Below are 20494 nucleotides of genomic sequence, written 5' to 3' on the forward strand. Positions count from 1 at the left end.
TGACGCGTATCGGACTCGTACTCGACGTGCGCGGTGGCGATGGTGATACCACGCTCACGCTCTTCCGGGGCGTTGTCGATCTGGTCGTAGGCACGTGCCTCACCGCCAAACTTGCGCGCCTGGTGCGTGGTGATCGCAGCCGTCAGCGTGGTCTTGCCGTGGTCGACGTGGCCAATGGTGCCAACGTTGACATGTGGCTTACTACGTTCGAATTTTTCTTTGGACATGAACGGCTCCCCGCATGTTTCAAATCGACCAGGCGCGCCTGGATGCGCGCAACCGTACCGAGAAATTGGAGCCCATGACCGGAATTGAACCGGTGACCTCACCCTTACCAAGGGTGTGCTCTACCATCTGAGCTACATGGGCAAAACTTGCTTTAAACGCGCTGCCAGCGCCTTAACTTCTTGGAGCGGGTGATGGGAATCGAACCCACATCATCAGCTTGGAAGGCTGAGGTTCTAGCCGTTGAACTACACCCGCAAGACTGGCGTACCAGCCTGCGACGCTCGCCTTCGACACAAGGCCGATCACCGCAGTGCCATGACTCAATCATGACGCCCGCCAACTAGCGGGAAACTTGGTGGAGGGGGGAGGATTCGAACCTCCGAAGGCTGAGCCGTCAGATTTACAGTCTGATCCCTTTGACCGCTCGGGAACCCCTCCAAAAGAGCTGCTCATTCTAGGCGTCGATTCAGACCCTGTCAACACTCTCTTGAAACTTTTTAACTCCGTCCCTGACCGTTTCTTTAACGTCCCAGACACTGCGGACTGATACTATGCTCGCGACAACGCCAGCAACGACGGGCCCGAGAGACTGAAACGATCAAATTCTACGGCCAGGATCGGGGGTCAATCCCCATCGCCAGCACCGGAGTAGCCCCTTAAGATACTCTCACTTCACCCCCGTACGCAACCCGATTCATCCAACATCAATTCAGTCAGACTCGGAGATCTCCCGATGGAAGTAACGATTTTCGGCAGCGGCTATGTCGGCCTGGTCACCGGCGCATGTCTTGCCGAGGTGGGCAACGACGTCCTCTGCATCGACGTCGACCCAGACAAGATCGACCTGCTCAACAGCGGCGGGGTGCCGATCTACGAACCAGGACTCGACGAACTGATCCGCAACAATCGCGAGGCCGGACGACTGCGCTTCTCGACCGACGCCGAGGCCGGGGTCAAGCACGGGCTCTTCCAGTTCATCGCCGTCGGCACCCCGCCCGACGAGGACGGATCGGCCGACCTGCAGTACGTGCTCTCGGTGGCACGCACCATCGGTCAGCACATGGAGGGCTACCGCATCCTGGTCGACAAGTCGACCGTCCCCGTCGGCACCGCCGACAAGGTTGCCGAGACCGTCCGCGCCGCACTCGCCGAGCGCGACCAGAGCATCGACTTCGATGTCGTCTCCAACCCCGAGTTCCTCAAGGAAGGCGCGGCGATCGAGGACTTCATGCGTCCCGATCGGATCATCGTCGGCACCGACAACCCACGCACCGCCGAGCTGTTGCGTGCGCTCTACGCCCCCTTCAACCGCAACCGCGACCGACTGATGGTGATGGACGTGCGTTCGGCCGAGCTGACCAAGTACGCCGCCAACGCCATGCTGGCGACCAAGATCAGCTTCATGAACGAGCTCTCGAACATCGCCGAGATCGTCGGCGCCGACATCGAGAAGGTCCGTGTCGGCATCGGCTCGGACCCCCGCATCGGCTACCAGTTCATCTATCCCGGCTGCGGCTACGGCGGCTCCTGCTTCCCCAAGGACGTGCGCGCACTCGAGCGCACCGCGCGCGGCGTCGGCTATGACCCGCAGTTGCTGCAGGCGGTCGAGGCGGTCAACTTCCGCCAGAAGGAGCTGCTGTTCGACAAGCTCAAGGCGCAGTTCGACGGCGACCTCGCCGGGCGCACCATCGCGCTCTGGGGGCTGGCCTTCAAGCCCAACACCGATGACATGCGCGAGGCCTCGAGCCGGGTGCTGATGGAATCGCTGTGGGCGGCCGGCGCCAAGGTGCAGGCGTTCGACCCGGTGGCGATGGACGAGGCCCGCCGGATCTACGGCGAGCGCCCCGACCTGGTACTCGCCGAGGACGCCACCGCCGCACTGGCCGGTGCCGATGCGCTGGTGATCGTCACCGAGTGGACCCAGTTCCGCAGCCCCAACTTCCGCCTCATCCGCGACACCCTCGCCCGCCCGCTGCTGCTCGACGGGCGCAACATCCTCGATCCGCAGCAGGCCACCGCCGCCGGCCTGACCTATCTCTCGATCGGTCGCGCACCGGCCACCCCCGCCTGAGACATCCCGCCACGCGGTCGCGCACCGGCGCGACCGCGCCCTAGCCCACCGTCAGAAACGCCGACTCCAGGCGATCTCGATGTCGAGCTGCTGCATGTACAGGCTCCCGGTCTGGTCCTGGGTGATGCTCGGATTGGCGCCGTCGAGCTGCTCCTCCGGCATATAGGACACGGCCAGGGTGAAGCGGTCGCGGTCGCTCGCCTGATAGCTCGCCCCCAGCGTCAGGTGCCAGCGCACGGTCGCCGGGGTGAGGATGTTGAACAGGGCCATGGAGCCATCGGTGAAGTCGCTGTTGTAGCTCACCCCACCCATCAGACTGAGCCGCTCGTCGACGTCGTAGCGCACCCCGAACTTGAAGACATCCATGGTCTCCCAGCCGAACCCCACGCCATTGTCGCCACCGAGACAGTAGGAGGGCTTGGTGCCGGGCGCGAAACAGGCGGAGATGTCGCGCGCATTGGAGTTGGCGATGGCGTCGATGTCACCATAGAAGATGCGCTGGTAATCGAACGCCAGGGTCAGATCACGCCAGGGCCGGTAGCTCAGACCGAGATTGAGCATCGCCGGGATGTCGAATTCGCCACCACCGGCGAACAGCCCCTCGTAGTCGTCGAAATCGGTCATGTAGATGCGGGTGCGATAGGAGGCGCCGAGCGCCAGGCGCTCGTTCACCTGCCCGTACCAGCCCAGGTGCAGACCGGCACCATAGGACCACTCCTCACCGTTGTTGGTCACCCGGTCCGGGGCGACCGAGGCGCCACGGAAGGGCTCCAGGCCCTCGGCCTCGAAGCGCTGGATGGCGAACACCGGCGCGATACCCAGCGCTTGACGGCCACCGGCGAATCGATAGGTATAGGGGATCTCGATGAACAACTGCTCGAGGCTGACACCGGTCGGCGTGGTCGCGGTGAAGTAGCCACCGGGGTTGGCATTGTTGCCCGCCGGCGGCGGCGGCACACTCGGGTCGGTCACCGGCTGCGGCGGGTTGGTCGGCAGGAACAGCAACCCGCCCGGACTGGCGATCTGGCCGGCGCCCGGAACCCCGGCGAGCTGATCCGGCGCAGCGGCAAAGTTCTCCCACACCGCACGATCGCGATACCGGGTGTTCATGCCGCCGTTGCCGAAAATGCTGACCCCGATGGTCGCTCGCTCACCGAGCGGGCGGTTGTAGCCGAAGCTCGGGATCAGGAACCAGTCGGCATCGCTGTCATAGTCACCCGGGGTGACGAAGGGACCGGTCGGGAACCCCGTCGCCGGATCGACGGCGAAGTCGGGGTTGGCCTCGTAGCCACGCGGCGACGGATGAAAGAAGGCGACGCCGATATCGAACCCCTCGCCGACGAAGGCCATGCCGGCGGGATTGGTGGCCGCGGCCAGACCATCCTGGGGGAGCGCGGTGGCGACCCCCGCCATCGCCTTGGAGCGCGCGCCCCAGCCGTGCGAGAAATACCCATTGGTCGCCGACGCGAGCGTCGGCAGGCCACCCAACACCACCGACGCCACCAGGGCGCCTCGGAACGCTGAACCCATGCACTGCCCCTCCGTTGCGTGATCTGAGACGAAGCACTCGACGAACCGGCGGACTGCACACCCTGTAAAGCGATCGAGCCGTCCTGGCACACGCCGAGCTCGTCGGCATCAGCGCGACGACGACCGATCAAGGGGTTGGGAGGGAATCCTGCTGGAACGATTGCGTTTTGTCAAAGACCGGCAATCATCGGCATGAGCGAGGAGAGCGTTCGCCCAGGAGAGCGGGCGACACCACCGACGGAGACGACGGAGAAGGGATCAGCGCCCGGCGTGCAGACGGTTCATCACCTGCTGGAAGCGCCCCTGCAACAGATCATCGAGGGCACGCTCGGTCTCGAACAGGGCATCGTCGATCGCCTGGCGATCGCTTCCCGAGGGCCGACCGAGCACATAGCCGGTCACCAGCGAGCGATCACCGGGATGGTCGATGCCGATCCGCAGACGCCAGAAATCACGCCCACCCAGGGCCGAGATCGAGTCGCGCAGACCATTGTGCCCGGCATGCCCGCCCCCCTGCTTGAGCCGGACCGCGCCGACCGGCAGGTCGAGTTCGTCATGAGCGATCAGGATGCACTCGAGCGGGATGTCGAAATAGCGCGCCACCGCAGCCACCGAGCGACCACTGTGGTTCATGTAGGTCGAGGGCTTGAGCAGGCGCAGGTCGCGACCACCGATCACGCAGCGACAGAGTTCGCCATGAAAGCGGCTCTCCGGGCGGAAGTCGACGCCGGCAGACCTGGCGATGGAGTCGACGAACCAGAAACCGACGTTGTGACGTGTCGCCTCGTACTGGGCCCCGGGGTTGCCCAGACCGACGATCAGACGAATGCCATCATTCGACATCTATGCAGGTCATTCCGTACAGAGGGACAGATTCAGGCATCGGAGAGATGCCCGGAAAAGAGCAGAGACGCCTTGCGGGCGTCTGCCCCGGCGGCACACCGCCGGGGCCTGGAGACCGATCAGGCCTCGGCGGAATCCTCGCCCTCGGACTCCTCATCGGCACCACCGCGCGGCGCCTGGATGGCGACCACCACCTCGTCACCTGCGGCGTGGGCCAGCTCGACACCGGCCGGCAGCTGCAGCTCGGAGAGGTGGAGGATGGCACCAACCTCCATCGCGACCATGTCGATCTCGATGTACTCGGGCAGATCCTGCGGCAGGCAGCTCACCTCGACCTCGGTCAGCGAACGCGAGACCAGACCACCGGCCTTGACGCCGACGCAGCTCTCCTCGTTGAGGAAGTGCAGCGGCACGCTCATGCGCAGCTTCTCACCCTGGGTGACGCGCTGGAAGTCGACGTGCAGGATGAAGGGCTTGGCGGGATGACGCTGCAGGTCCTTGAGCACCACCGAGGAGGTCTCGTCACCGACCTGAAGGGTCAGCACGTGGGAGTAGAAGGCCTCGTGCTCGAGGTGCTTGAGCAGCTCGTTGTGCGGCAGGGTGATCATCTGCGGCTCCTGGTGGCCACCGTAGACGATGGCAGGCACCTCGCCGGCGCGACGCAGGCGGCGGCTCGCACCCTTCCCCACGGTTTCGCGCGGCTGCGCAACGATGTTGAAATCGACGCTCATCAGCGTTCTCCAGATCTATCAAGGGACTCAATGAAATACGCCGGGATCCCGCGACCAGGACCCCGGCGCTCGGTGGCCACATGCTTGCGGCCGGGTCGCGCGCCAAGAGGGAGCGGCACGCGACGCAAGGACTGACTCAGTCGACGAACAGCGAGCTGACCGATTCCTCGCTCGAGATCCGACGCATGGTCTCGGCGAGCAGCTCACCGATGCTGAGCTGGCGAATCTTCGGGCACTCGGCCGCCGCGCCCCGCAGCGGGATGGTATTGGTCACCACCAGCTCATCGAGCACCGAGTTGGTGATGTTGTCGACCGCCGGCCCGGAGAGCACCGGATGGGTGCAGTAGGCCGCAACCATCTTGGCGCCATGATTCTTCAGCGCCTCGGCCGCCCGACACAGGGTGCCGGCGGTGTCGACCAGGTCGTCGACGATCACGCAGGAGCGATCGCGCACATCACCGATGATGTTCATCACCTGGGCCTCGTTGGCACGCGGACGGCGCTTGTCGATGATCGCCAGGTCGGCATCATCGAGGCGCTTGGCCACGGCACGCGCACGCACCACGCCGCCGACGTCGGGCGAGACCACCATCAGATCGTCGTGCTTCTGGCGCCAGATGTCGCCGAGCAGGATCGGCGAGGCGTAGACGTTATCGACCGGGATATCGAAGAAGCCCTGGATCTGGTCGGCGTGCAGATCGACGGTGAGTACGCGATCGGCGCCCACCTTGCCGATCATCTTGGCCACCATCCGCGCACTGATCGGCACCCGCGCCGAGCGCGGACGCCGATCCTGGCGGGCATAGCCGAAATAGGGAATCACTGCGGTGACGCGCTTGGCCGACGCCCAGCGCAGGGCATCGACCATCACCAGCAACTCCATCAGGTGGTCGTTGGTGGGGGCACAGGTCGGCTGGACGACGAAGACGTCACGCCCACGCACGTTTTCCTGGATCTCGGCCATCACCTCACCATCACTGAACTGGCCGACGACGGCCTTACCCAGCGGGAGATTGAGGCGACTTGCGATTTCAGCCGAAAGCTCCGGGTTGGCATTCCCGGAGAAGACCATCATATGGCTGGCGGGCACTGGCATCTTCCTGTCTGCGCGACTGCAGAGCTGATATGGCTGGGGCGCCAGGATTCGAACCTGGGGATGCCGGGATCAAAACCCGGTGCCTTAACCGCTTGGCCACGCCCCAAAAGATGAAAGACGATGTTCGGTTTGATACGACGAGACGCGCAGTCCCTTACGCTGGGCCATGCCGACTCGACAGTCGAGCGTCGATATCTGCGAGTCGATCGAGCAGCGGAGAGCGATTGCAGCCGCGTGCCACGAAGCCGTCGATTCCAGCGGGGCGTTGCTCCCAGGCCGCGAGTGCCTGATCGCGCCCGGCAAATGCCGCGAACACACAGGCCCCGGTCCCGGTGAGCCTGGCCTCACCCCATTGGGACAACCAATCAAGGGCATCGGCAACCGCTGGATACTCGTCGCGGACGACGGGGAGGCAATCGTTGACGACATCCCCGCCTGTAAAGTCCGCAAGTTTGATCGGTTTCGAGTCGCGTGTCAATCGCGGATGCGTGAACACGGCCTGAGTCGACACCGAGCAGCGCGGCACCAGCACCAGGAACCAGGGCTCGGGGAGTTCGACCGGGGTGAGCCGCTCGCCGACCCCCTCGCCCCAGGCCGCCTGACCACGCACGAACACCGGCACATCAGCCCCCAACGGCAGCGCCAGCCGAGCCAGTGCCTCGGTATCGAGCCCAGTCCCCCAGAGCACGTTCAGCGCCACCAGGGTGGTCGCCGCGTCCGAGCTGCCGCCACCGAGCCCACCGCCCATCGGCAACACCTTCTCACAGCGGATATCGACCCCGAGCGAACAGCCGCTCGCCGCCTGCAGCGCACGCGCGGCGCGCACCGTGAGATCGGCCTCGGCAGCGACCCCGGGCAGCTCGCCATCGCGTCGCACCTCACCGTCCTCACGTACCCGGAAACCCAGGCGGTCGCAGCGATCGACGAACTGGAACACCGTCTGCAGCTCGTGGTAGCCGTCGGCACGCCGCCCCACCACCCGCAGCATCAGGTTGAGCTTGGCCGGAGCGGGCCAGACACTCCAGGCATCGTTGTCGGTGACGGCTTCGTCGATCATGGTTGCGACTCTCTTGGCTGCAGTTGGTTGTCATCGTCGGAGACGGTGTGCGAGGAGCGATGACGCTCGATCACGTCCATCAGATAGGCGTGCCCCGGATGCGTCTCGAGCGCCGTCTCCCATACCGCCCAGGCATCGGCATGACGGCCCAGCGCCCACAACACCTCGCCGAGGTGCGCGGCGATCTCGCCGTCATCGAGCGCGGCCAGGGCGCGCTCGAGATAGTCGAGCGCGGTGTCATAGTCACCGAGCCGGTAGTGGACCCAGCCCATGCTGTCGAGGATCGCCGGCTCCTCGGGCTTGAGCGCATAAGCGCGCTCGATGTAGTCGCGCGCCTCGCGATAGCGCTCGGTGCGATCGGCCAGGGTATAGCCCAGGGCGTTGAGCGCATCGGCATGCTCGGGATCGGCGGCGATGATCCGACGCAGATCCCGCTCGGCGAGATCGAGACGGTCTCGTTCCACGGCATAGAGCGCGCGAGCATATAGCAGGTTCGGCTCGTCCGGGTAGACCTCGAGGGCCGCGGCATAGACCGTCATCGCCTGCTCGGGCCGATCGACCTCGGCAAGGATCTCGGCCTCGACCATATAGAGTGCAATGGCGTCCTCGGGGGTGCGATCACGCAGTCGCTGCAGGATCTCGCGGGCGCGCTCGAGATCCCCGCCGCGGGCCTCGATCAGGGCGATGCGGACCTGGGCATCGGTCTCGTTGGCATCGCCCACCCGGGCGTACCAGATGGCCGCCTGAGGGTCGCGCCCGGCGCGCTCCTCGGTCTGACCGAGATAGAAGGCGGCCTCGTCGCGTCGCTGCCCGGTGCCGTAGAGCCGCTCGAGATAACCGCGCGCGGAGTCGAGATCGTCGAGCTGCAAGGAGAGGATGCCGAGCGCGAACAGCACATCGGGCTGCTTGGGCTGATTGGCGAGCAGCCGCGCGAACACCTCGCGCGCGGTGCCGTATTCCTGATCGTCGACCAGCAACTGACCGTAGAGCATGCGCAGCGCGGCATCGTCCGGGCTGTTGGCGACGAAGCCCTCGAGCAGGGTGCGCGCCTCCTCGCGCCGATCCTCCGAGAGCAGCAGACGGACCAGGAACAGCCGCGGCTTGTTCCAGTCCGGGCGCAGCGCCAGGGCGCGCCGCGCCGCCGCGTCGGCAAGTTCGAAGCGCCCGGCGCTGGCCGCCACCATCGCCAGCGACTGACGCGCCTCGGCGCTCTCGGGGAAGACATCGACCAGCGAGCGCATCAGCGCCAGACGGGTCTCCACGTCGGGGGCGCGGGCGACGATCGAGACCACCTGAGCATAGGCATCGGCGACCGCGTCGCCGGCCAGCTCGATGATCCGGCGCAGATGGTTCAGCGCCGCCCCCATGTCGCCGGCACGGATGCTCAGAAAGGCCGCGACCTGGTGGGCCGAGACCGCCTCCGGCGCAAGCGTCAGCCACAACCGGACCGCGCGCCAGGCGGCGGCGTCGGAGTCGGCGCTGATGGCGCTGCGCACCGCCAGCTCGGCCAGACGCGGGCTGCGCGTCAGCGTCGCCGCCTCCAAGTAATAGTGATGGGCCAGCGCCAGCTCGCCGCGCTGCGCCGCGACCTCGGCGGCGAGCACGGCGAACACCTGCTCGGCATCGGCGCCCGCGGCCGGTGCGGCGGCGAGCGCGCTGAACGGCCAAACCAGCGCCAACCCGAGCAGGCTGGCGGAAATCGGCTTGAGAGGCATCGAGGACATGGAGGCTTCCAGGCACTTGGCATCTGAATGTGGACTCTGCCGGCGCCGCGGTCGATAACCGGGCGCGGCGCTTGCGCGCGACGCCGACGGGGCACTATTGTGCATCACGATGCGCCAGCGGCGCGCAACCGGTGAGGGCCAACCGTGGCGCCCATCCCCCGACGGCCATAAACCGTCGAGACGACTGCGCCAGGTCAATCCGCATCCGTTTTTGCAACGCCTGAAGGGTGGACGGCATTGGTCCAGGGCGGCAAAAAGTTGCTACCATGTTGCTGCTTGCACCCATTGGATGCGCAGTCTATCGGTGGCAGGAACTCGGACGTAAGCCCTTTGAGATGATGCGACCGTGACGCCCCATGGGGCCGGGCCGGCGCCGGCAGCAACGACGGCAGCCCGACCTCTCCCATCGCTGAGCGAAATTCCAAGACAGATACCGATATGAAGCTGCTTGTTCTCGGACTCAACCACAAGACCGCCCCGGTCGACATCCGCGAACGGCTGGCGTTTGGTCCAGACATCATCGCCGGAGCCCTGCGTGACCTGACCGGATGCCAGGACGTGAGCGAGGGGGTGATCCTCTCCACCTGCAACCGTACCGAGCTCTACTGTGCCATCGAGGACGGCGCCGAGCTGTCCGTGCGTCACTGGCTCAGCCAGTTCCACGGCATCGAACTCGAGCGCATCGACCCCTTCATCTACGCCTATGCCGAACGCGACGCGGTCACCCACCTGCTGCGCGTCTCCAGCGGTCTCGACTCGCTGGTGCTCGGCGAGCCGCAGATCCTCGGGCAGGTCAAGAACGCCTACCAGACCGCCAAGGACTGCGGCGCCACCGGCAAGCTGCTCGGTCGGCTGTTCCAGCATACCTTCTCGGTGGCCAAGACGGTCCGTACCGAGACGGCGATCGGCAGCAACCCGGTCTCGGTCGCCTTCGCCGCGGTCAACCTCGCGCGCCAGATCTTCAGCGACCTGTCGCAGCAGACCGCGCTGCTGATCGGCGCCGGCGAGACCATCGAGCTGGCCGCCCGTCACCTGCACAACAACGGCATCGGCCGCATCATCGTCGCCAACCGCACCGTCGAGCGCGCGCACGAACTCGCCGCCCAGTTCGATGGCTTCGCCATCGCCCTGACCGAGATCGCCGGCCACCTCGCCGATGCCGACATCGTCATCGCCTCCACCGCCAGCCCGCTGCCGGTGCTCGGCAAGGGTACGGTCGAGCGCGCGCTCAAGAAGCGCAAGCACCGCCCGATGTTCATGGTCGACATCGCCGTGCCACGCGACATCGAACCCGAGATCGCCGACCTCAACGACGTCTATCTCTACACCATCGACGACCTCAAGGAGGTCATCGACGAGAACCTGCGCTCGCGTCAGGCCGCCGCCGAGCAGGCCGAGGAGATCATCGCCTTCCACACCGAGGAGTTCCTCGCCTGGTTGCGCTCGCTCGACGCCGCCGGTCTGATCCAGGACTACCGCCTCCGTGGCGAGGCGCTGCGCGACGAGGTGCTGGCCCGTGCGCTGCGTCAGCTCGACGCCGGCAAGCCCCCGGCCGAGATCGTCAAGTTCCTCGCCCACACCCTCACCAACAAGCTGCTGCATGCGCCCAGCTCGCGGCTGCGGCAGGCGGCGCGTGACGGTGATGCGGAGATCCTCGAGGCGGCCAACGAGCTGTTCCAACTCGACACCAACAACCGTACCGCCAATTCATGAACCCATCGATCCGGGGCAAGCTGGAGCGTATCTCGGATCGCTTCGACGAACTCATGGCGCTGCTCGCGGACGCCGAGACCCAGGCGGACACCAACCGCTTCCGGGACCTCAGCCGCGAGTATGCCCAGCTCGATCCGCTGATGGCCTGCTATCGGCGCTATCTCGAGGCCGAGGACGACATCGCCACGGCCCGCGAGATGCTCGCCGATGCCGAGATGGCCGCGCTCGCCCGCGAGGAGCTGGCCGAGGCCGAGGCGCGCTGCGCGGCACTCGAGCCCGAGCTCATCGCGCTGCTGATCCCGCCCGACCCCAACGACCGCTGCAACGCCTTCCTCGAGGTCCGCGCCGGCACCGGCGGGGCCGAGGCGGCGCTGTTCGCCGCTGACCTGATGCGTATGTACATGCGCTATGCCGAACTGCTCGGCTGGCGTGTCGAGCCGATCTCCGAGAGCGCCGGCGAGCTCGGCGGCTACAAGGAGGTGGTGCTGCGCATCAGCGGCAGCGGGGTGTTCTCGCGGTTGAAGTTCGAGCCGGGCGCGCACCGCGTGCAGCGCGTCCCCGAGACCGAGTCGCAGGGACGGGTGCACACCTCGGCCTGTACCGTCGCCGTGCTGCCCGAGGTCGAGGCGATCGACTCGATCGAGATCAACAGTGCCGATCTGCGCATCGACACCTATCGCGCCTCCGGCGCCGGTGGTCAGCACGTCAACAAGACCGACTCGGCGATCCGCATCACCCACCTGCCCAGCGGCATCGTGGTGGAGTGTCAGGAGGAGCGTTCGCAGCACAAGAACCGCGCGCGCGCCATGTCGCTGCTGCAGGCCCGGCTGCTCGCCGAGGCCCAGGCCAGCCAGACCTCGGAGCAGTCCGAGTCACGCCGCCTGCAGGTCGGTAGCGGAGACCGCTCCGAGCGTATCCGCACCTACAACTTCCCGCAGAACCGGGTCACCGACCACCGCATCAACCTCACCCTCTACAAGCTCGACGAGGTGATGGCCGGGGCGCTCGATCAGGTCATCGAGCCGCTGCTCACCGAATACCGGGGTGAGCAACTCGCCGCGATGATGAGCGGCGCCTGAGGGTGGCCCGAGCGCCCTCCCCCGCCACCTTCGCCGAGCAGCGCACCGACGAGACCCTGACCCGCGCCGCTGGCGCACTGGCTGCACTCGCCGGCGCGGCGGCCCGGCTCGAGGCCGAGCTGCTGCTCGAGCAGTGCAGCGGCTGGTCGCGCACCAGCCAGCGTGCCTGGCCCGAGCGCCCGCTCGATGCCGCCACCGCCACGGCCTTCGCCGCGCTGCTCGGACGTCGACTCGACGGCGAGCCGATCGCCTACATCCGCGGCACCCAGGCGTTCTGGACGCTCGAGCTCGACGTCACCCCGGACACCCTGATCCCGCGCCCGGAGACCGAACTGCTGGTCGAGACCGCGCTGGCGCGCGGCCCGGCGGGCACGGCCACCGTGCTCGACCTCGGCACCGGCAGCGGCGCGATCGCCCTGGCCCTGGCCAGCGAACGCCCGCGCTGGCGGATCACCGCCACCGACCGCAGCAGCGCGGCGCTCGCCGTAGCACGCGCCAACCGCGACCGCCTGGGACTCGACGTCGACCTGGTCGCGGGCGACTGGCTCGGGGCCGTCGCCACCGGGAGCTGCGACCTGATCCTCAGCAACCCGCCCTATATCGACGGCGACGACCCCCATCTCGACCAGGGCGACCTGCGCTTCGAGCCCCCCGGCGCGCTGACCCCGGGAGCCGACGGGCTGGCGGCGATCCGCGCCATCCTCGCCGATACGCCGCGCTGTCTGCGTCCCGGCGGCTGGCTGATGGTCGAGCACGGCTGCGACCAGGGCGCTGCGGCGCGCGCGCTGTTCGGCGGCGCCGGGCTCGTCGAGGTCGCAACCCTAGACGACCTCGCCGGACTCGACCGGATCACGCTCGGGCGCCGCTGATCGCGGCGCAGGCTGACCCTCTTCCATCCCCAACCGCCGCGCCGCGGTCTCGCGCATCCACTGCTCGACCCGCGCGCTGAGCCGCTCGGGATCACCGTCGCCACAACCGATCGGCGCCCCGATGATCAGCCGGATACGCCCAGGGCGGCGCAGCAGCGAGCGCGCCGGCCAACAATGACCGGCATCGTGCACCATCGGCAGCACCCGCACCCCGGCCTTGCAGGCGAGCTTGGCACCACCGCCGTTGAACCGCCCGATCCGCCCCGGCGGCTGGCGCGTCCCCTCGGGATAGATCACCACGCTGATGCCCGCGCGCAGCCGCTCGCGCCCGACCCGGAGGATGGTCTTGAAGGCGTTGACCGGGCGGCCGCGATCGATCGCGATCGGCTTGAGCAGCGCCAGCCCCCAGCCGAAGAAGGGCACCCACAGCAGCTCGCGCTTGAGCACCGTGGCCTGCGGCGAGACCAGCAGCTGCAGATAGAAGGTCTCCCACTGGCTCTGGTGATTGGCCATCACCACCACCGCCTCGCCGGCGGGGATGTGCTCGCGCCCCTCGACGACGATCTCGATGCCGTTGAGCCGGCGCAGCAACCACATGGTGGCGCGCGACCACAGGTTGACGAAGCGATAGCGCTGCGCGAAATCCATCCAGGGCGCCAGCAGCAGCGAGATCAGGCTGTGGACGATCCCCATCAGGTTGTAGAGGACGAAGAACAGGAGGCTGCGCAGCCACACCCCCAGGTCGGCCTTGTCGTTGTACATCGGCAAATCCGCTCCCATCTCTCGGACAGCAGGTCTACGGCCGTCGCACCCGGCAGCACGCCCGGGATCAGGCCCTGCGCGCGCCGCCGACGCGACATCGTCACCCGTCGGAACAGGCGACACGCGGCCCGATTATAGCCACCGCCGCGACCGACCGGTCCGCCCGGGTTGATTCTTTCGCAACCACGACTAGCATTGGGCAGCCACTATGGACAGCGTCGACGTCGACCGTATCAAGGAGCGCGAGATCCCGTTCCAGGAGTTGCATCCGAACCCCGATCAGGCCGCGACCGCCGCGGCCTTCCTCGCCGAGGTCGAGGGCGTACTCGCCACCGAGGCGCTCTCGCCCTGTCTGCTGCGGGTACGCTACGACGTGCTCCAGCTCACCCTGCAGGAGATCGACGAGGCGCTCGGCGAGCTCGGGCTGCATCTCGACAACGGACTGCTCCCCAAGGTCAGGCGCGCGCTCTATCACTACACAGAGGAGACCCAGCGGGCCAATCTCGGCTACCCCAGGTGCAAGGGCAACTGTCTCAAGCAGGTCTTCGCCAAGCGCTACGCGCAGATCGAGCACGGCTGTCGCGACCAGCGGCCCGAGCACTGGCGCCGCTATCTCTGAGTCGCCACGACACCCGCCCGGGCCGGCCCGCAGCAGTACCATGAACCCGCATCCAGACCCACGCTACAGCCGCCAGATGCTGCTCCCCGGCTTCGGCGAGGACGGTCAGCGACGCCTGCGTCAGGCACGCGTGCTGCTGATCGGACTCGGCGGCCTCGGCTCGCCGATCGCCATGTATCTGGCCGCCGCCGGTGTCGGCGAGCTGCGCCTGGCCGACTTCGACGCCGTCGACCTCTCCAACCTGCACCGCCAGATCGTGCACGACAGCACCACCGTCGGCCGACCCAAGGTCGACTCGGCGATGACCCGGCTGGCGGCGCTCAACCCCGAGGTCGCGCTGGTGCCACTCAAGGGCAGCGCCACCGCCGCCCGGCTGCCCGAGCTGATCGCCGACGTCGATCTGGTGATCGACGCCTGCGACAACTTTGCCACCCGCTTCGCCATCAACGCCGCCTGCATGAGCGCCGGCATCCCCCTGGTCTCGGGCGCGGCGATCGGCACCGAGGGCCAGGTCAGCGCCTTCTCCGCTCGTCCCGGCGGCCCCTGCTACCAGTGTCTTTATCCACGCGAGGTCGGCGAGGAGGAGGGCTGCGCGGTGCGCGGCGTGCTCGGACCGGTGGTCGGCATCATCGGTGCCACCCAGGCCACCGAGGCGATCAAGATCCTCACCGGCATCGGTGAGCCGCTGTTCGGTCGGCTGCTGCTGCTCGATGCGCTGCGCATGCAGTGGCGCAGCCTGACCCTCCCCCCCGATCCCGACTGCCCGGTGTGCGGCGGGCACGGATGACCAGCAGGCCGCCTCGCGCGGCCCCGCAGCCGGAGACCCCTCAGATGCGATTCGCAGTCAGCCCCGACGAACTCCGCCGCGCCAAGGTGCCGCACGAGCTCTTTCTCACCAACCTGATCGGCAACCACATCCTGATGACGGTGGCCATCGGCGGCATCGCCGGCAGCTTCCCCTGGCTGCTGGCGCTGATCCCGACGATCTCCTTCGCCATCCTCGGCTTCATCCTGTGGCGGGCACGCCGCGCCCGCGGGCGCGACCCCTGGTACGTGATGTGTCACTGGCAGGTATGCGCGCGCCGCAGCCGGATCTTCCTGACCATGCTGACACTGCTGGTGGCGAGCGCGACCCTCGGCTGGGTCGGCTACACCTATGGCGGGATGATGAAGGAGGCGGTGTGGGCGCTGGTCGCCGGCACCGGCATCCTGCCGGTGATGGCGACCGTGCTGGTGCTGGTGATCGTCGAGTCCGACGCCCTCTACCACGCCCACGAGGCGCGGCTACCGGCCTGGGTGGTGGCGCGCCATCCCGCCCCGATCGCACAACAACGGATCGAGGGCGAGGCTCAACCGAGCGCGTAGTCGAGCACCAGCCCGACGAACACCGCCATGCCGAAGTAGTTGTTATTGAGGAAGGCGGCAAAGCAGGGGTCGGGCTCGCGCGCGCGGATCAGCCATTGCTGATAGAGGGCCAGCCCGGCGGCGGCGGCCAGCCCGAGCAGGTACCAGCCACCGCGCCCGGTGGCCATACCGACCCACAACAACAGCGCCAGCATGATGAGCTGCAACAGCCCGATGATGACACGGTCCCAGCGCCCGAACAGGATCGCGGTGGACTTGACCCCGATCTCGAGGTCGTCCTCGCGATCGACCATGGCGTACTGGGTGTCGTAGATCAGCGCCCAGATCAGGGTGGCGACGAACAGCACCCAGGCATAGAAGGGGATGGTCCCGGTCACCGCGGTGAAGGCCATCGGGATCGCCCAGCCGAAGGCGGCGCCGAGGAAGAGCTGCGGCAGATGGGTATAGCGCTTCATGAAGGGATAGAGCGCGGTCAGCGCCACCGCCACCACCGACAGCGCGATCGTCTGCCAGTTGAGCAGCAGCACCAGGCCGAAGGAGGCCAGACAGAGGACGATGAACACCCCCAGCGCCTCGCCCGCGCTCACCAGGCCGGTGGCCAGCGGGCGCTGGTTGGTGCGCCGCACATGACCGTCGAAGTCGCGATCGGCATAGTCGTTGATCGCGCACCCGGCCGAGCGCATCAGCACCACCCCGAGGACGAAAATGAGCACGATCGACCACGGCGGCTGCCCCGCGCCGGCGAACCACAGCGCCCAGAGCGCGGGCCACATCAGCAGCAGACTGCCGATCGGCCGATTGAACCGCACCAGCAGCATGTATCCATGCAGCCGCTCACGCCAGAAGGCGGGACGCAGCGCCTTGGCTGTTACCTCTTGAAGACTCATATCGCAGGTCGACTCTCACCTGATTCGTGACATTGGCGACGATGCCCCCGTCGGTACGACAGAGGACGGGACGGTCGGCAGGGGTCGCGACGAGGCGGCCACGGGAGACGGGCCCCGGCATCGTCCGCAGGTGGAGCGATTATCGCACAGCCGCGCCGGGGGCGATCGATGCGGCTCAGGCGCGACCGTAGTCGACGCGATCCCCGAGCCAGCGACGCACCAGCGGCTCGAACAGCCCGCGATGGCTGCTCAACACCAGGTCGGCGGCCTGCTGGGCGGCGGGCAGCAGCTGCTGGTCGCGCAACGGGTCGGCGATACGGAACTGCACCGCACCGGTCTGGCGGGTGCCCAGCACCTCGCCGGCACCGCGCAGCGCCAGATCACGCTCGGCGATCTCAAAGCCGCTGTTGGTAGCGCGCAGGATCCCCAGGCGCTCGCGCGCCACTGCCGAGAGCGGCGCACGATAGAGCAGCAGGCAGTGGCTCTCGACCGCGCCGCGCCCGACCCGGCCACGCAGCTGATGGAGCTGGGCGAGCCCCAGGCGCTCGGGGTTCTCGATGATCATCAGACTGGCGTTGGGCACGTCGACCCCGACCTCGATCACCGTGGTCGCCACCAGCAGGTCGAGTTCGCCCGCGGCGAAGGCGGCCATCACCGCCTCGCGCTCGGCGCCACGGATGCGCCCGTGCACCAACCCCACGCGCAGCCCGCTGAGGCGCTCGGCGAGCTGACGCGCGGTCTCCTCGGCGGCCTGGCACTCGAGCACCTCCGACTCCTCGATCAGGGTGCAGACCCAGTAGGCCTGACGCCCCTGGGCACAGGCCTCGCGCACCCGCTCGATCACCTCGTCGCGGCGGGCATCGGGCACCGCCGCCGTGGTGATCGCCTGACGCCCCGGCGGCAGGGCGTCGATCACCGAGAGATCGAGGTCGGCGTACATGGTCATCGCCAGCGAGCGCGGGATCGGCGTGGCGGTCATGATCAGCTGGTGGGCCAGCGCCCCCTCGCCCCCGCCCTTCTCGCGCAACCGCATGCGCTGGTGGACACCGAAGCGGTGCTGCTCGTCGATGATCACCAGCCCGAGCTCGGCGAAACGCACCTCGTCCTGGAACAGCGCATGGGTGCCGACCACCAGTCGCGCCTCGCCCGAGGCGATGCGCGCCAGCAGCTCGGCGCGCTCGCGCCCCTTGTGACGACCGGTCAGCCACAACGTGGTGATGCCGAGCTCGTCGAGCCAGCCCCCGAGGGTACGGTGGTGCTGCTCGGCGAGCAGCTCGGTGGGGGCCATCAGCACCGCCTGATGTCCGCACTCGATCGCCTGCAGCGCGGCGAGCGCGGCGACCACCGTCTTGCCGGCGCCGACATCGCCCTGCAACAGCCGATGCATCGGTCGCGGCAGCGCGAGATCGGCGGCGATCTCGCCGACCACCCGTTCCTGCGCCGGGGTCAGCGAGAACGGCAGGCGCGCACGCAACCGCGCGCGCAGCGCACCGTCACCGGCGAGCGGCGGTGCGACCTGCGTCCCCTGAGTCTCGCGCAACTGACGCAGACTCGCCTGGTGCGCCACCAGCTCCTCGAAGGCCAGGCGCTGGAAGCTCGGGTGACGGCGCTCGACCAGCGCCTCCAGGGTCGCCTCGGGCGGCGGGCGATGGAGATAGCGCAGCGCCTCGCTCAAGGTCGGCAGACCCAGAGGGTCGAGCACGCTGGCAGGCAGGCACTCGGCCGGGGCGCGGGTCTCGAGCAGCGCCAGGGCCTGCTCGGTGAGTCCGCGCAGCGACGCCTGGTTCAACCCCTCGGTGGCGGGGTAGACGGGGGTCAGTCCGGGCTCGAGCCCCTCCTGCCCGGCGCCCTGGATGCGATACTCCGGGTGCACCATCTCGAGGCCGCGCGGTCCTTGACGGACCTCGCCATAGCACGACAGCCGTACCCCCGGGCGCAACGCCGAGACCTGTTGACTGCCGAAGTGGAAGAAACGCAGCATCAGCGCACCGAGTCCACCGTCGGTGAGCCACACCTTGAGCGAGCGGCGGCGCCCGAGAGCGATCCCGGCCTCGCCGATCTCGGCCTCGACCAGTGCCTCCTGGCCGACCCGCAGCTCGGCGAGCGGCACCGCGCGACTGCGATCCTGATAGCGGGTCGGCAGGTGCAGCAACAGGTCCTGGACGCTGTGGATACCGAGCCGGGTCAGGCGCTCGGCCACCCGGGGCCCGACACGGTGCAACCGCTCGACCGGGATCTGGTCGAGCGCCTCGGTGTCGTCAGGCTTGTGATCTGGTACGGTTTGAATCAAGGCGCTGCTGTCTGCTCTAATCGCCGCGCGGGCCCCGTACATGGCGCCCGTCGCTGTACGGCGCCGCGACCCCACCTTCGTCACTGGACCCGGAGACCAGCAGCCCCTCGCCGATGATCGAACAACACCGCCTCAGCATCGCGACCCGGGGTCGCGGCACCTACGAGATCACCGACGCGGTTCAGCAACGAGTGTGCCAGAGCGCCATCGTTACTGGACTTTGCCACGTCTTCGTGCATCACACCAGTGCCTCGCTACTGCTGTGCGAGAACGCCGACCCCTCGGTCCGGCACGATCTGGAGCACTTCCTCGCCCGGCTCGCCCCCGACGGCGACCCGGTCTATACCCATGCCGCCGAGGGCCCGGACGACATGCCGGCGCACCTGCGCGCCATCCTCACCAAGATGGACCTGACCCTCCCGATCAGCGACGGACGCTGCGCGCTCGGCACCTGGCAGGGGGTCTATCTCTACGAGCACCGCACCGGCGCACAGCGGCGCCGACTCACCCTCACCCTCAACGGGGTCTGAGACGCGCTCAACGCCCGGCCAGGGCCGCGCCGTGACGGGCACGGACGGCCGCGGCGAGCTGGTGCACCGCCATGGCGTAATAGGTACTGCGGTTGTAGCGGGTGATCACCCCGAAGTTCTCGAACCCCACCCAGTACTCGGTGCCACCGCGCGCATCGAGCGCCAGCAGGCTCAGCCGCCCCCGTCCCGGCACGCCGTCGAGATCGACCCCGTGGGCACGCAGCGCGGCGCGGCTGTGGGCGCTGGTGAAGCCGGTCTTGAGCGCGCCGATCCCCTGCCCCGCGCTCACCCGCACGCGCATCGTCACCGGCGCGCCGGCGCGCCAGCCGTGGGCCTTGAAATAGTGGGCGACGCTGCCGATGGCGTCGGTCGGGTCCCAGAGATCGCGCACGCCGTCGTCGTCGAAGTCGACCGCGTAACGCTGGAAGCTGGTGGGCATGAACTGTCCCAGCCCCATGGCACCGGCATAGGAGCCTTGCGGCTTGCGCGGATCGACCCCGGACTCGCGCGCCATCAGCAGGAAGGCCTCGAGTTCGCCGGTGAAGTAGTCGGCGCGGCGCGGATAGGCGAAGGCGAGCGTGGCCAGGGCATCGAGGGTGCGGGTGGTACCGACATAGCCGCCGTAGCGTGTCTCGACCCCGAGGATGGCGACGATGTACTCGGGCGGCACGCCGTAGCGCGCCCCGGCACGCTCCAGGGTGGCGGCGTGGGCGCGCCAGAAGCGCACGCCGCCGGCGATGTTGTCGGCGGTGACGAACTTGCCGCGATAGCGCGTCCAGGCCCCGTTCGGCGCCCGCTTGGCGCGCGGCGCCTGACGGTCCATCAGCTCGATGATCCACTGCTCGCGGCGCGCCTCGGAGAGCAGCCCGGCGAGCACCTCGGGGGCGAAGTCGTGCTCCCGCGCCATGCGTGCGACGAAACGCGCGGCCGCATCGCTGGCGGCGAAGTCGCCGCGCACCTCGGCGTCGGCCGCCACCGGCAGGACACCGCTGGAGAAGGGGTCGAGGGCGACGCGCTGCTGGGCGCTGGCGCTGCAGCCGGCCACCAGGACCGGCACGCAGAGGGCGAGGACGAAGGCGATGCGATGCATGGCAGACCCG

At 68.0% G+C, this 20494-nt stretch carries 19 protein-coding genes and 4 tRNA genes; 8 read left to right on the forward strand and 15 right to left on the reverse strand.

Going from position 1 to position 20494, the window contains the following annotated elements:
- The 4 genes from EDC29_RS13070 to EDC29_RS13085 form a co-directional block, all read right to left on the reverse strand.
- The coding region (locus EDC29_RS13070) for a GTP-binding protein (protein ID WP_243695651.1) at positions 1–227 on the reverse strand (227 nt) is incomplete at its 3' end.
- 66 nt (positions 228–293) lie between these two features.
- A tRNA-Thr gene (locus EDC29_RS13075) sits at positions 294–369 on the reverse strand.
- A gap of 39 nt (positions 370–408) precedes the next feature.
- Positions 409–483 (reverse strand) — tRNA-Gly (locus tag EDC29_RS13080).
- Between the two features lie 98 nt (positions 484–581).
- Positions 582–666: transfer RNA gene (locus EDC29_RS13085), tRNA-Tyr, on the reverse strand.
- Positions 667–961: 295 nt separating this feature from the next.
- Between EDC29_RS13085 and EDC29_RS13090 the strand changes: the two genes are divergently transcribed.
- Positions 962–2299: a UDP-glucose dehydrogenase family protein gene (locus EDC29_RS13090; protein ID WP_123141131.1), complete on the forward strand. Its 1338-nt coding sequence runs from the start codon at positions 962–964 to the stop codon at positions 2297–2299.
- 51 nt (positions 2300–2350) lie between these two features.
- On the opposite strand, the gene EDC29_RS13095 is transcribed toward EDC29_RS13090, so the two are convergent.
- From EDC29_RS13095 to EDC29_RS13125, 7 genes are all read right to left on the reverse strand, one after another.
- Positions 2351–3829, reverse strand: a complete 1479-nt coding sequence (locus tag EDC29_RS13095) for an OmpP1/FadL family transporter (RefSeq protein ID WP_062275464.1) — start codon at positions 3827–3829, stop codon at positions 2351–2353.
- A 258-nt stretch (positions 3830–4087) separates the two neighbouring features.
- Positions 4088–4672, reverse strand: coding sequence for an aminoacyl-tRNA hydrolase (gene pth / locus EDC29_RS13100; protein WP_123141129.1), 585 nt, complete (start codon positions 4670–4672; stop codon positions 4088–4090).
- Between the two features lie 119 nt (positions 4673–4791).
- Complete coding sequence (locus EDC29_RS13105; protein ID WP_123141128.1) at positions 4792–5403, reverse strand: 50S ribosomal protein L25/general stress protein Ctc; 612 nt, start codon at positions 5401–5403, stop codon at positions 4792–4794.
- 136 nt (positions 5404–5539) lie between these two features.
- The gene (locus EDC29_RS13110) at positions 5540–6493 is read right to left on the reverse strand and encodes a ribose-phosphate diphosphokinase (protein ID WP_123141127.1); all 954 of its coding nucleotides are present in this window, start codon (positions 6491–6493) and stop codon (positions 5540–5542) included.
- Positions 6494–6529: 36 nt separating this feature from the next.
- A tRNA-Gln gene (locus tag EDC29_RS13115) sits at positions 6530–6605 on the reverse strand.
- A gap of 48 nt (positions 6606–6653) precedes the next feature.
- Positions 6654–7556 (reverse strand): 4-(cytidine 5'-diphospho)-2-C-methyl-D-erythritol kinase, encoded by a 903-nt coding sequence (gene ispE / locus EDC29_RS13120; RefSeq protein ID WP_123141126.1) that lies wholly within the window; start codon positions 7554–7556, stop codon positions 6654–6656.
- The gene (locus EDC29_RS13125) at positions 7553–9280 is read right to left on the reverse strand and encodes a tetratricopeptide repeat protein (protein ID WP_132230262.1); all 1728 of its coding nucleotides are present in this window, start codon (positions 9278–9280) and stop codon (positions 7553–7555) included. The genes ispE and EDC29_RS13125 overlap by 4 nt, the downstream gene beginning before the upstream one ends.
- Positions 9281–9718: 438 nt before the next feature.
- Here EDC29_RS13125 and hemA point away from each other — a divergent pair, with 438 nt between their 5' ends.
- From hemA to prmC, 3 genes are read left to right on the forward strand one after another with little or no spacing between them, the layout of a single operon-like run.
- Positions 9719–10993: a glutamyl-tRNA reductase gene (hemA, locus tag EDC29_RS13130; protein ID WP_062275454.1), complete on the forward strand. Its 1275-nt coding sequence runs from the start codon at positions 9719–9721 to the stop codon at positions 10991–10993.
- Complete coding sequence (gene prfA / locus EDC29_RS13135; protein ID WP_123141124.1) at positions 10990–12072, forward strand: peptide chain release factor 1; 1083 nt, start codon at positions 10990–10992, stop codon at positions 12070–12072. Before hemA ends, prfA begins: the two co-directional genes overlap by 4 nt.
- Positions 12073–12074: 2 nt before the next feature.
- Positions 12075–12941 (forward strand): peptide chain release factor N(5)-glutamine methyltransferase, encoded by an 867-nt coding sequence (prmC, locus tag EDC29_RS13140; protein WP_200189272.1) that lies wholly within the window; start codon positions 12075–12077, stop codon positions 12939–12941.
- Here the strand turns inward: prmC and EDC29_RS13145 are convergent.
- Positions 12894–13703: a lysophospholipid acyltransferase family protein gene (locus EDC29_RS13145; RefSeq protein ID WP_123141123.1), complete on the reverse strand. Its 810-nt coding sequence runs from the start codon at positions 13701–13703 to the stop codon at positions 12894–12896. The two genes, prmC and EDC29_RS13145, sit on opposite strands and share 48 nt — an antisense overlap.
- 208 nt (positions 13704–13911) lie before the next feature.
- Between EDC29_RS13145 and EDC29_RS13150 the strand changes: the two genes are divergently transcribed.
- From EDC29_RS13150 to EDC29_RS13160, 3 genes are read left to right on the forward strand one after another with little or no spacing between them, the layout of a single operon-like run.
- Complete coding sequence (locus tag EDC29_RS13150; RefSeq protein ID WP_123141122.1) at positions 13912–14322, forward strand: hypothetical protein; 411 nt, start codon at positions 13912–13914, stop codon at positions 14320–14322.
- Positions 14323–14362: 40 nt separating this feature from the next.
- On the forward strand, positions 14363–15109 hold the full coding sequence (locus EDC29_RS13155; protein WP_123141121.1) for a HesA/MoeB/ThiF family protein: 747 nt from the start codon (positions 14363–14365) through the stop codon (positions 15107–15109).
- Between the two features lie 44 nt (positions 15110–15153).
- Positions 15154–15687: a hypothetical protein gene (locus tag EDC29_RS13160; RefSeq protein WP_123141120.1), complete on the forward strand. Its 534-nt coding sequence runs from the start codon at positions 15154–15156 to the stop codon at positions 15685–15687.
- Here EDC29_RS13160 and ubiA read toward each other — a convergent pair.
- Positions 15672–16574, reverse strand: coding sequence for a 4-hydroxybenzoate octaprenyltransferase (ubiA, locus tag EDC29_RS13165; protein ID WP_123141119.1), 903 nt, complete (start codon positions 16572–16574; stop codon positions 15672–15674). The genes EDC29_RS13160 and ubiA overlap by 16 nt on opposite strands.
- 175 nt (positions 16575–16749) lie before the next feature.
- Positions 16750–18864, reverse strand: coding sequence for an ATP-dependent DNA helicase RecG (gene recG, locus EDC29_RS13170; RefSeq protein ID WP_123141118.1), 2115 nt, complete (start codon positions 18862–18864; stop codon positions 16750–16752).
- A gap of 113 nt (positions 18865–18977) precedes the next feature.
- Between recG and EDC29_RS13175 the strand changes: the two genes are divergently transcribed.
- Positions 18978–19394 (forward strand): secondary thiamine-phosphate synthase enzyme YjbQ, encoded by a 417-nt coding sequence (locus EDC29_RS13175; protein ID WP_132230264.1) that lies wholly within the window; start codon positions 18978–18980, stop codon positions 19392–19394.
- A gap of 7 nt (positions 19395–19401) precedes the next feature.
- Here EDC29_RS13175 and mltB read toward each other — a convergent pair whose 3' ends face one another.
- On the reverse strand, positions 19402–20484 hold the full coding sequence (gene mltB / locus EDC29_RS13180; RefSeq protein ID WP_123141116.1) for a lytic murein transglycosylase B: 1083 nt from the start codon (positions 20482–20484) through the stop codon (positions 19402–19404).
- Positions 20485–20494: the final 10 nt, after the last annotated feature.

Origin of the sequence: Marichromatium gracile (assembly GCF_004343155.1) — a bacterium.
GTDB lineage: Bacteria > Pseudomonadota > Gammaproteobacteria > Chromatiales > Chromatiaceae > Marichromatium > Marichromatium gracile.